12 protein-coding genes are annotated in these 10,339 nt (G+C 69.8%); 8 read left to right on the forward strand and 4 right to left on the reverse strand.

The features are described from left to right. Nucleotides 1-205: FAD-dependent monooxygenase (locus tag AC3XYG_RS08465; RefSeq protein ID WP_489139377.1), on the reverse strand; the 205-nt coding region annotated here is incomplete at its 3' end. A 130-nt stretch (nucleotides 206-335) separates the two neighbouring features. On the opposite strand from AC3XYG_RS08465, the gene AC3XYG_RS08470 reads away from it, so the two are divergent. The 7 genes from AC3XYG_RS08470 to ppk2 all read left to right on the forward strand — a co-directional run bounded on the left by AC3XYG_RS08470 (nucleotide 336) and on the right by ppk2 (nucleotide 7,604). Beyond that, the gene (locus AC3XYG_RS08470) at nucleotides 336-485 is read left to right on the forward strand and encodes a hypothetical protein (protein WP_489139378.1); all 150 of its coding nucleotides are present in this window, start codon (nucleotides 336-338) and stop codon (nucleotides 483-485) included. 269 nt (nucleotides 486-754) lie between these two features. Further along, nucleotides 755-1,981 carry an aminotransferase class I/II-fold pyridoxal phosphate-dependent enzyme gene (locus tag AC3XYG_RS08475; RefSeq protein WP_489139379.1) on the forward strand — a complete coding sequence of 409 codons (1,227 nt, stop codon included), beginning with the start codon at nucleotides 755-757 and terminating at the stop codon, nucleotides 1,979-1,981. A 2-nt stretch (nucleotides 1,982-1,983) separates the two neighbouring features. After that, nucleotides 1,984-4,647: a DNA translocase FtsK gene (locus AC3XYG_RS08480; RefSeq protein ID WP_489139380.1), complete on the forward strand. Its 2,664-nt coding sequence runs from the start codon at nucleotides 1,984-1,986 to the stop codon at nucleotides 4,645-4,647. Nucleotides 4,648-4,892: 245 nt separating this feature from the next. After that, nucleotides 4,893-5,114 carry a hypothetical protein gene (locus AC3XYG_RS08485; RefSeq protein ID WP_489139381.1) on the forward strand — a complete coding sequence of 74 codons (222 nt, stop codon included), beginning with the start codon at nucleotides 4,893-4,895 and terminating at the stop codon, nucleotides 5,112-5,114. Nucleotides 5,115-5,324: 210 nt separating this feature from the next. Then, a complete protein-coding gene (locus tag AC3XYG_RS08490) occupies nucleotides 5,325-5,780 on the forward strand; it encodes a hypothetical protein (RefSeq protein WP_489139382.1) in 456 nt (151 codons plus the stop codon). 171 nt (nucleotides 5,781-5,951) lie between these two features. After that, nucleotides 5,952-6,578 carry a LolA family protein gene (locus tag AC3XYG_RS08495; RefSeq protein WP_489139383.1) on the forward strand — a complete coding sequence of 209 codons (627 nt, stop codon included), beginning with the start codon at nucleotides 5,952-5,954 and terminating at the stop codon, nucleotides 6,576-6,578. Between the two features lie 108 nt (nucleotides 6,579-6,686). Then, nucleotides 6,687-7,604 (forward strand): polyphosphate kinase 2, encoded by a 918-nt coding sequence (gene ppk2, locus AC3XYG_RS08500; protein WP_489139384.1) that lies wholly within the window; start codon nucleotides 6,687-6,689, stop codon nucleotides 7,602-7,604. Between the two features lie 42 nt (nucleotides 7,605-7,646). Here ppk2 and AC3XYG_RS08505 read toward each other — a convergent pair whose 3' ends face one another. Together AC3XYG_RS08505 and AC3XYG_RS08510 are read right to left on the reverse strand one after the other, a co-directional pair. Next, complete coding sequence (locus AC3XYG_RS08505; RefSeq protein ID WP_489139385.1) at nucleotides 7,647-8,141, reverse strand: GNAT family N-acetyltransferase; 495 nt, start codon at nucleotides 8,139-8,141, stop codon at nucleotides 7,647-7,649. A gap of 7 nt (nucleotides 8,142-8,148) precedes the next feature. After that, nucleotides 8,149-8,547: an SET domain-containing protein gene (locus tag AC3XYG_RS08510; RefSeq protein WP_489139386.1), complete on the reverse strand. Its 399-nt coding sequence runs from the start codon at nucleotides 8,545-8,547 to the stop codon at nucleotides 8,149-8,151. A gap of 171 nt (nucleotides 8,548-8,718) precedes the next feature. On the opposite strand from AC3XYG_RS08510, the gene AC3XYG_RS08515 reads away from it, so the two are divergent. Further along, nucleotides 8,719-9,561, forward strand: a complete 843-nt coding sequence (locus tag AC3XYG_RS08515; RefSeq protein WP_489139387.1) for a gamma-glutamyl-gamma-aminobutyrate hydrolase family protein — start codon at nucleotides 8,719-8,721, stop codon at nucleotides 9,559-9,561. 3 nt (nucleotides 9,562-9,564) lie between these two features. Here the strand turns inward: AC3XYG_RS08515 and AC3XYG_RS08520 are convergent. After that, a partial coding sequence (locus AC3XYG_RS08520) for a CBS domain-containing protein (protein WP_489139388.1) occupies nucleotides 9,565-10,339 on the reverse strand: 775 nt, incomplete at its 5' end.

Genomic DNA, 10,339 nt, shown 5'->3' on the forward strand with positions numbered 1-10,339 from the left:
CGATCTGCCGTGACCCGTAGGATAGGGCGGTGGTGCGGCCGTCGAACTCCGGCAGGGTGCGGGCGGCCGCCGGCTCCTGGTCCAGGATCACGGTGTCGATGCCGGCCTGGCCCAGCGCGGCGGCCATGGTCGCCCCGGCCAAGCCGCCGCCGACCACGACGACCTGGGCGCGCAGGGAAGTCTTTTCAGAAGAGATCTGGCTCATGGCGCGCAGAATCGCGGTGCGCGAACGCGCTGTCTAGAGGCGCCGTGTCGCGTCAGTGGCGCCGTGTCGCGTCGCCGGCGGCCGTGTGCCATGCTGTGATGCAGGATCGACTGGCAGTGGGGGCGATGGCATGACGCGGATTCTTCTCGTCTCCCTCCTGGCGCTGGTCGCCGGGTGCTCGGCCCCGCGCGGCGTCGGCCTGGCCGGCGGCGGCTCCTGGGACGGCACGTCCGGCCGCGGCGGCAGCATGATGGCCCTCTCGATCCCGCTCGGTCCGTAAGCCCAGGCATTCCGGCGAGTCGGCGAAAGATCCCGATTCGTTCGTGATTCGTCCTGTTGTTCTCAAACCGTGCCGGTCCGGCAACACCGTGGCGGGAAAAGCGCGCCGCGCCGGCCGATGAGCGACGGTGGATTTGACAGGAGAGGTCAGAAGAACGGATAAAGGTATTGGAATCTATGAGCTGTTTCGCGACGGCTTCGGCCATCGGAAGCGAGGGGGATGGGCCGGTGGTTTCCGGCCCGACGCAGCGTAGGGTGTTGCAGAAGAGCATGCGGGGCGGCCGACTCAACGAGGCACTGGAACGGCTCGCGGACTATCCGTTCGCGCGTCTGGCGACCCTGCTGGCCGGCGTCACGCCGCCGGAGGGTCTGGCGCCGCTCGCCATGTCGGTGGGGGAGCCGCAGCATGCGCCGCCGCCCTTCCTGGCCGAAATCCTGGCCGCGAATGCCGACAGCTGGAACCGCTATCCCGGCATCGCCGGTACGCCGGCCTTTCGCGAATCCTGCGCCGCCTGGCTGCAGCGCCGGTTCGCCCTGCCCGTCGGAATGATCGATCCCGCCCATATCCTGCCGCTGTCCGGCACCCGCGAGGCGCTGTTCCTGGCCGCCGAGTTGGCGGTCGACCACCGGCCCGGCGCCAACCAGGTGCCGGCGGTGGCGCTGCCCGACCCGTTCTACGCCCCCTACGAGGGCGCGGCCGTGATGGCCGGGGCCGAGCCGGTGTTCCTGCCGGCCGGGCCCGACACCGGCTTCCTGCCCGATCTCGACGCGCTCGAAGCCGACGCCCCGCTGCTGGCGCGGCTGAAGCTGCTCTATCTCTGCAACCCGACCAATCCGCAGGGCGCCGTCGCCAGCCGGGCCTATCTCGACCGCGCCATCGGCCTGGCCCGGGCGCATGGCTTCATCCTGGCGGCCGACGAATGCTACGCCGAGATCTATGACCGCACGCCGCCGGTCGGCGTGCTCGAGGTCGCGGCGGCGCGCGACGGCGGGTCGCTCGACAACCTGCTGGTGTTCCATTCGCTGTCGAAGCGGTCGAACGCGGCCGGGCTGCGCAGCGGCTTCGTCGCCGGCGACCCGGCGCTGATCGCCGCCTTCCTGCGGCTGCGCAACCACTCCGCCGCCGGCATGCCGCTGCCGATCCAGGCGGCCTCGGCCGCCTTGTGGGCCGACGATGCCCATGTCGTGGCGAATCGCGACCTGTACCGCGCCAAATTCGATGCGGCCGAGGCGGCGCTGGACGGCCGGTTTGGCTTCCGCCGGCCGGAGGGCGGTTTCTTCCTGTGGCTCGATGTCGGCAATGGCGAAGTTGCGGCCCGGCGGCTGTGGGCCGAGGCGGCGATCCGTACCTTGCCGGGCGGCTACATCGCCCATTCCGTCCGGCCGGAGATCGGCCAGCGCTACCTCCGCATCGCCGTGGTCCACGACACCGAGACGGTCGGCCGGGCCCTGACCCGGCTGGGCGATATCCTGTCCCGCGCCGAGGCAGCAGAATGACAATGGCCGGAACCCCTTCTCGCGGCACCCGCACCGCCGTCACCCGCACCGCATCGGCCCGTAGCGCTTCCAATAAGCGCTCCTTCCTGCCCCCCGTGGTGCGTGACTTCCTGCGCAACCGGGTGCGCGAGTTGTCCGGCCTGGCCATAGCCCTGGTCGGCTGCGGCGTGCTGGTGGCGCTGGTCAGCTACGATCACAGCGACCCGTCCTGGAACACCGCCAAGGCCGGCGCGGCCAACAACCTGCTCGGCCGGCCCGGCGCCCATCTGGCCGACCTGCTGATCCAGACGCTCGGCATCGGTGCCTTCTTCCTCGCCGTGCTGCCGCTGTTCTGGGCCTGGCGGCTGATGCGGCACCAGCCGCTCGACCGGCTTTGGTGGCGGGTCACCAGCATGCTGTTCGGCGTGCTGTTCCTGGCTGCCGGCCTGTCGCCGCTGCCGGCAATCGAAGGCTGGGCCGAACGCGGCTCGCTCGGCGGCGTGGTCGGCAACATGCTGCTGCACCGCATCTCCGACACCATCATCCTCTCGGCCGGCCCGGTCGCCATCTTCTGGCTGGCGCTGGCGGTCGGGGCGTTCGGCCTGCTGCTGGTGATGATCGCGCTGGGCCTGTCCTCGACCGAATGGCAGCGCGTCGGGACGGTGATCCATGCCGTCACCCGCGCCGGCTGGGCCGTCGTCGCCACCGTGACGCGCACCGCCGGCCGGACGCTGCGCTGGCTCGGGCTGCGCGGCCTGGAAGGCGCCGGCACCGTCGCCGGCAGCATGATGCGGCGCGAGCCGGCTCCTGCGGCAGCACCGGCCTTCGCCATGCCCGAGGCCGGCCCGGCCGCGCGGCCGCGCTTCGCCCGGGCCAACCCGCCGACCCCGCGCAATGTCGATCCGGGCGCCGACTCGGGTGACGCGCGCCCCCCGTCGCGCCCGCCGATCATCATCGGCGGCGGCCGGCCCGATCTGGACGATTCCGACCCGGACGACAGCATCGACATGCTGCCGGTGGAAGAGGACGACGACCTGATCGACCTGCCGTCGGCGCGGCCGGTGGTGGAGCCACCGCGGCGGCCGATGCCGCCGCAGCGCGTCGCCGCGGCGGCGATCGAGCCGGTGCGCCGCCCCGTCGCGCCGCCGCCGCGGCAGACCAGCTTCGAATTGGCGCCGCCCGACACCTATGAGCTGCCGCCGCTTGACCTGCTGACCCTGCCGGATCCGACCAAGCGGCCGGCGGTGACTGACCCGCGAGTGCTGGAACAGAACGCCGCGGCGCTGGAGCAGGTGCTGAGCGATTTCGGCGTCCGCGGCTCGATCGTGAAGGTCAATCCCGGCCCGGTGGTGACGCTGTACGAGCTGGAGCCGGCGCCCGGCACCAAGTCCAGCCGCGTCATCGGCTTGGCCGACGACATCGCCCGGTCGATGAGCGCGGTGTCGGTCCGCGTCGCCGTCGTTCCCGGCCGCAATGTCATCGGCATCGAGCTGCCGAACCAGAAGCGCGAGATGGTGCTGCTGCGCGAGCTGCTTGACTCCGACCAGATGGAGAAGGCGGGGTCGAAGCTCGGCCTCGTGCTCGGCAAGGACATTGGCGGCGGGCCCATCATCGCCGACCTCGCCCGCATGCCCCATCTGCTGGTTGCCGGCACCACCGGCTCGGGCAAGTCGGTCGCCATCAACACCATGATCCTGTCGCTCTTGTTCCGGCTGCCGCCGGACAAGGTGCGCTTCATCATGGTCGACCCGAAGATGCTGGAACTCTCGATCTACGAGGGCATCCCGCACCTGCTCGCCCCCGTCGTCACCGACCCGAAGAAGTCGGTGGTGGCGCTGAAATGGGCGGTGCGCGAGATGGAGGACCGCTATCGGGCGATGTCCAAGGTCGGCGTCCGCAACATCGAGGGCTACAACCAGCGGCTGCGCGAGGCCAAGGCCAAGGGCGAGGTGCTGACCCGGCGGGTACAGACCGGTTTCGACCCGGACACCGGCAAGCCGATCTTCGAAGACCAGCCGATCGATCTGACCGAGCTTCCCTATATCGTCATCATCGTCGACGAAATGGCCGACCTGATGCTGGTGGCGGGCAAGGACATCGAAGCCCTGATCCAGCGGCTGGCGCAGATGGCGCGTGCCGCCGGCATCCATCTGATCATGGCGACGCAGCGGCCGTCGGTCGACGTCATCACCGGCACGATCAAAGCCAATTTCCCGACCCGCATCAGCTTCCAGGTCACCTCCAAGATCGACAGCCGCACCATCCTCGGCGAAGGCGGGGCGGAGCAGCTGCTGGGCCAGGGCGACATGCTGTACATGGCCGGCGGCGGCCGCATCACCCGCGTCCACGGCCCCTTCGTCTCCGACGGCGAGGTCGAGGAGGTGGTGCGCCATCTCAAGGCCCAGGGCGAGCCCTCCTACAACGACTCCGTGCTGGAGGACCAGGACGATGGCGGCGCCTTCGATTCGCTCGGCCTCGACAGCGAGGGCGGCTCGGGCGACGACCTGTACGACCAAGCGGTGGCCCTGGTGGCGCGCGAGCGCAAGGCCTCGACCAGCTTCATCCAGCGGCACCTGCAGATCGGCTACAACCGCGCGGCGCGGCTGATCGAGCGGATGGAGCAGGAGGGCGTGGTCAGCCAGGCCAACCATGTCGGCAAGCGTGAAGTCCTGGCCGGGAACAATTAGGGCCGGCAGCAACCCGGGTTGCACGGCGGATCGGATCAGGGGCGGCGGGCCTGGGCTCGCCGCCCTTTTTGTATCCGTCGTCCGGCCGGTCGCCGTTTCGCTGGGGCTGGATGGTTACGCCGATTTCATGTTCAGCCCAGCGTGGCGTCATCCAGCTCCACGTACTCTCGCGTCATCGGAGCCAAAGACGCGGCCTCCCGCCTCGCCTCTCCTCCGATCTTCGTTGACTATCGATGGAGATCGTCATGCGCAGGAGTGTTCTGTTCGCGGTCCTTACGGTGCCGGTTCTCATCGCCGCGCCCGCTTTTGCAGCGACCACGGCGCCGGCCCAGCCGGCTGCTGCGACCACGGCGGTGAAGCCGCATCATGCGGCGCACAGCATGCATCATCGCCATGTGGCCCGGACGGCCAACAGCGAACAGGATCAGACCCGCAAGCTCAACGAGCAGCAGCTGGGCAAGAAATAACCGGTTAGGACCGCACCAAAGGATTTCGTCCCCACCCCCCCCTTCCGAGACGAGGTCCGCGGGCCCGAGGCCCGGCTGCAAGTGCAGCCGGGCCTCACTTTTTCCCGCATACTGTCTTGTGCAAGCCGGCGCTGCCGTGACCGTTGTAACGTGAAATATTCTCCATGATGCGGATTCGAGGGATCGGTATCGCCTCTTGGGCTGTTGTGCATGGGATCGGACCAGAAGGTGCGGCCCTGCCGTTGCCGCAGCCCGGTCTCCGGTACCCATTCGATGGAGATTTTGATGCGCAGGAGTTTTGTCTTCGCCGCCCTCGTGCTGCCGGTTCTCGCCGCAGCCCCGGCCCTGGCGCAAACCACCGCTCAGCCGGCGCCGGCCGCTCCGGGAGCCGCGGCCCCCGACAGCGCCATGCCGTCGGACATGGACATGGGCAAGAAGACCCACCATCACCGTCGTCACCACCACAAGGCGGCGACGACCTCCAGCGCCGATGACCAGGGCCAGCCGACCGGCCGTCATCACCGCCGGAGCAAGTCCTCGGACGCGGAGCAGGATCAAACCCGCCAGCTGAACCAGCAGCAGCTGAGCGGCGGCGGTGCATCGACCCAGCAGGCGCCGGCCCCGGCCGCGCCGTCCGGCGACGCGCCCTCGACCGACGGCGAGTGATCTCGCTTTCGGCATAAGACCCGCGCCACCTTCGGCGCGATCAGAGACACGGGCCCGGCCGCGGATGCGGTCGGGCCCGTGCTGTTTCAGCCCCCGGCGGCAGGACGTCGCGCTGGATATCCGGTGGTCGGTGCCCTACTTGAAACACAGAACCCGGCTAGTTGGACCGACATGACGATCGCACGCTTCTTCGCCGCGGCCCTGGCCGCGCTGCTCATCGCCGCCGCCCCGGCCGTCGCCGCCGTCCAGCCCGCCAAGCTGACCCCACAGGACCAGGCCGATCTGCGCCGGGTCGAGCAGTATCTCGGCAGCCTGACCACGGTGCGGGCGGATTTCGTCCAGACCACCAACAATGCCGACTTCGTCCGCGGCCATTTCTACCTGAAGCGGCCGGGGAAGATGCGGCTCGAATACGAACCGCCGATCTCCTACATGTACATCGCCGATGGCACCTGGCTGACCTATTACGATGCGGAGCTGCGGCAGCGCAGCGACGTGCCGCTCGGCTCCACCATCGCGGACTTCATCACCCGGGCGAATGTCCGGCTGTCGGGCGACGTCACCGTCGTCGGCCTCAGCCGCGGCAACAACCTGCTCAGCGTCCAGCTGGTGCAGACCGACAAGCCGGATGATGGCCGCCTGACCCTGAACTTCACCGCCAACCCGATCCTGCTGCAAAGCTGGGTGGTGGTCGATGCGCAGGGCGTGGTGACCCAGGTCGACCTCACCGGCCTCCAGCCCGGCGTGGATCTGGAGAATTCGCTGTTCGTGGTACCGCGCGGCCGCAACACCCGCTGACGCGGGGTGGAGGGTGACGCCGGGCAAAAGGTGCCGGATCAGCGACGGCTGTCACCAAACTGCATAAGCTTCCGGGTACACGGGGGGTGAGCAGCAGGAGGCACGCACATGACTGAGCTGAAAGACACCGGGACCCGCAGCTGGCTGGAGATCGAACTCGAAGACGACATGGACGAGGAGCTCGAGCAGGCGGTCGACGACGCCCGCGTCCCGCCCGAGCTGCGCGCCCTGCTGGCGACGCGCCAGAAGAACTCCCTCGACCGCCACATCTATTTCAGCGAGCTGCTGCGGCTGCAGAGCGAACTGGTGAAGCTGCAGGACTGGGTGCACCACAAGGGCCTCAAGATGGTGGTCCTGTTCGAGGGCCGCGACAGCGCCGGCAAAGGTGGCGCCATCAAGCGCATCACCCAGCGCGTCAATCCGCGGACCTGCCGGGTGGTGGCGCTGCCCGCCCCCTCCGACCGCGAGCGGACCCAGTGGTACTTCCAGCGCTACGTGCCGCACCTGCCGGCCGCCGGCGAGATCGTGCTGTTCGACCGCAGCTGGTACAACCGTGCCGGCGTCGAGCGCGTCATGGGCTTCGCCGGCGAAAACCAGGTGGAAGACTTCTTCCGCGACGTGCCGGAATTCGAGCGCATGCTGGTGCGCTCCGGCATCATCCTGGTGAAGTACTGGTTCTCCATCACCGATGAGGAACAGCAGCTGCGCTTCCTCATGCGCATCCACGACCCGATCAAGCAGTGGAAGCTGTCGCCGATGGACCTGCAGTCCCGCGTGCGCTGGGAGCAGTACACCAAGGCCAAGGAGGCGATGTTCGAGCGCACCAGCATCGCCGAAGCGCCCTGGCACATCGTGGAAGGCAACGACAAGAAACGGGCGCGCCTGAACTGCATCTCGCACCTGCTCTCGGTGGTGCCTTACGAGGAGGTGCCGCACCAGGAGATCACCCTGCCGGAGCGGGTGTTCGACCCGAATTACGAGCGCCGCACGATGCCGGAAGAACTCTACGTGCCGCACCGCTACTGAGCGGCAGGACCCGGGCGCGGCGACCCCCGCGCCCGGGAAACCCTAATCCTTCACCATGAACACCACCGGCAGGGCGACGCCGTCTTCCGCCGGCATCTCGCCGCGCTCGACCGCCTGGTAGCCCAGCCGCGCATAGAACACCTCGGCATTGGCGTTGGCCCGCACGCGGAAGCGCCGGAAGCCGGCGGCGCGGGCGGCGGCCTCCGCCGCCTCGACCATGCGGCGGCCCAGGCCCCGGCCAGCCATGCCGGGGTCGACGAACACCTTGCGCAGCCGGGCGGCGTCGGGGTGGTCGGGCACCCTGCACCAGCCGGCGCTGGCCACCAGCCTTCCGTCCGGCGCCTCGGCCACCAGCAGATTGTTGGACAGCAGGTCATCGGCGTAGGCCGGGGCCATGATCAGGGCGACATGGGCCGCGATCTGGGCCGGGCTGTGCAGCGTGGTGGCCAGGGCGGCGAAGGAGTCGGCCTGCAGCTGTCGTACCGCGTCGACATCGGCCGCGCGGATCGGGCGCAGGGTCAGGGTGTCATTGCTCACGCTGTCGTCACTCCGTGGTTTCCAGCCGGCGCGACAGCGGTCCGTCGCGCTCTTCCAGGCAGCACACCATGTAGTCGCAGGTGATCTCCTCGCCCGCCGCGATGTCACGGGCGGCCAGGGTCACCGGGCCGGAATTGTCGGTGTTCGGGGCGTCGTCATGGTTCAGGAACCGGGCGTCGTCGCCGTTCAGGACATAGCCGCCCGGAATATCCGGCGACAGATAGGCGTAGATCTCGAAGAAGCGGCGCGGCACCTCCGGCAGCGCTGCCACCACCGCCTCCGGCACCACCTTGTCGATGGCAGGCTCGAAGCGCCACATCGGCGTGCCCTGGGCGATCGGTGCCGCGGCGAACACGCCCAGGCCATGGATCGCGCTCTGCGCCACATAGGTCGGAACCAGGAACATGGGGCCCCCGCTTGCGTCGCCAAATTCGCTTGTCCCCTCGGTTATACCGGGGTCGGCGGGCGGGCTGGAAGGGGGCAGAACAAGGAATTGTCGGGGCGGCGAGCCATGCGCCCGCCGCGGGGCCATTCCCTCCCGCGCGGGGCTGGTCGAAACCGGCCCCGGGGACGAAATATGAACAGACCCGTCGCAGCCCAGCGCGACGCCGGCCCGGAGTTCCAGATGTCCGCCCCGTCCCGTCCTGCCTCTCGCCCCGTCGTCGGTATCCCCACCTGCGTCAAGCCGGTCGGGATCCACCCCTTCCACGTGGTCGGTGACAAGTACATCCGGGCGGTGTCCGAAGGCGCGGATTGCCTGCCCTTCCTGATCCCGGCGCTGGGCGGATGGCATGACATCGACGCGGTGCTGGACCGGCTGGATGGGCTGCTGATCACCGGCAGCGCCTCCAATGTCGAACCCCGGCACTATGACGGCGTGGCCAGCGACCCCGGCACGCTGCACGACCCCGACCGCGACGCCACCACACTGCCGCTGATCCGCCGCGCCATCGAACGCGGCATCCCGGTGCTGGCGATCTGCCGCGGGCTGCAGGAGCTGAACGTGGTCTGCGGCGGCACGCTGCACCAGCATGTCGAACGCGTCCCCGGCCGGGTCGACCACCGTGCCGACGAAAGCAAGCCGGTCGAGGTGCAGTACGGCCCGGCCCACCCGGTGGCGCTGGCCGAAGGCGGTACGCTGGCCGCGCTGTTCGGCAAGGCCGAAACCACGGTCAACACCATCCATTCCCAGGGCATCGACCGGCTCGGTGCCGGCCTGGCGGTCGAGGCGACGGCGCCGGACGGCCAGGTCGAGGCGGTGCGGATCGAAGCCGCGCCCTATTTCGGCCTGGCCACCCAGTGGCACCCGGAATGGCGCTTCCACGACAACCCGGATTCGACGGCGCTGTTCACCGCCTTCGGCACGGCCGTCCGCCGCTACGTCGCCGACCGCGACGGCCGCCGCGCCGCGGCGGAATAGGGCTCAGCCCGCGGGCTTGGTCCGGCGCAGCAGCCGGGCCCGGTCGACCTCTTCCGTCCGCAGCTTGGCGCGCACCCGCAGCAGGTCCTTGCGGGCGATGATGCCGACCAGCGCGCCGTCCTCGCGCCGGGTGACCGGCACGCGGCCGATATCGGCCTCCGCCATCCGGTCGGCCAGGCGGCCCACCATCTCGTCGGGATGGCCGACGACCAGCGGCCCCGGCGCCACGGTGTCGGCCAGGGTGGTGCCGCGCGGCCATCCCGCCACCATCCAGCGCAGCACGTCGGCGCGGGACACCATGCCCGACACCCGCCCGGCGGCGTCGACCACCGGATAGCTCTTGTGCCGCGGCATGGCCGCATCCTCGGTGAAGAAGGCGACGGCATCGTCGACGGGCATCGCCGCCGGCAGCGTGTCGACCTGCGCCACCATCATGTCGCCGACCCGGGTCAGCTCGAACGGGTCGACGATGTATTCGCGCAGGATGTGGTGGCCGCGCCGGGCGATCTTCTCGGTCAGGATCGACCGCTTCAGCAGCAGCACGGTCACGGCGTAGGCCGCGATGCAGGCGGCCAGCAGGGCCGGCAGCATCGCCAGGTCGCCGGTGAGCTCGACCGCGAACACCGCGGCGGTCAGGGGCGACCGCATGGTGCCGCCCATCATCGCCGCCATGCCCAGCAGGGCCCAGATGCCGGTGCCGCCGCCGGGCAGCACCATGCCCTCGATCGCGCCCAGCGCCCCGCCCAGGATCAAGAGCGGCGCCAGCACGCCGCCCGAG

It is taken from the genome of Inquilinus sp. (genome assembly GCF_057815775.1).

Excerpts from the sequence above, each read along its gene's own strand:
- AC3XYG_RS08470 (WP_489139378.1), top strand. The coding sequence starts at position 336 with ATGACGCGGATTCTTCTCGTCTCCCTCCTGGCGCTGGTCGCCGGGTGC.
- AC3XYG_RS08475 (WP_489139379.1), top strand. The coding sequence starts at position 755 with ATGCGGGGCGGCCGACTCAACGAGGCACTGGAACGGCTCGCGGACTAT.
- AC3XYG_RS08480 (WP_489139380.1), top strand. The coding sequence starts at position 1,984 with ATGGCCGGAACCCCTTCTCGCGGCACCCGCACCGCCGTCACCCGCACC.
- AC3XYG_RS08485 (WP_489139381.1), top strand. The coding sequence starts at position 4,893 with ATGCGCAGGAGTGTTCTGTTCGCGGTCCTTACGGTGCCGGTTCTCATC.
- AC3XYG_RS08490 (WP_489139382.1), top strand. The coding sequence starts at position 5,325 with ATGGGATCGGACCAGAAGGTGCGGCCCTGCCGTTGCCGCAGCCCGGTC.
- AC3XYG_RS08495 (WP_489139383.1), top strand. The coding sequence starts at position 5,952 with ATGACGATCGCACGCTTCTTCGCCGCGGCCCTGGCCGCGCTGCTCATC.
- ppk2 (WP_489139384.1), top strand. The coding sequence starts at position 6,687 with ATGACTGAGCTGAAAGACACCGGGACCCGCAGCTGGCTGGAGATCGAA.
- AC3XYG_RS08510 (WP_489139386.1), bottom strand. The coding sequence starts at position 8,547 with ATGTTCCTGGTTCCGACCTATGTGGCGCAGAGCGCGATCCATGGCCTG.
- AC3XYG_RS08515 (WP_489139387.1), top strand. The coding sequence starts at position 8,719 with ATGAACAGACCCGTCGCAGCCCAGCGCGACGCCGGCCCGGAGTTCCAG.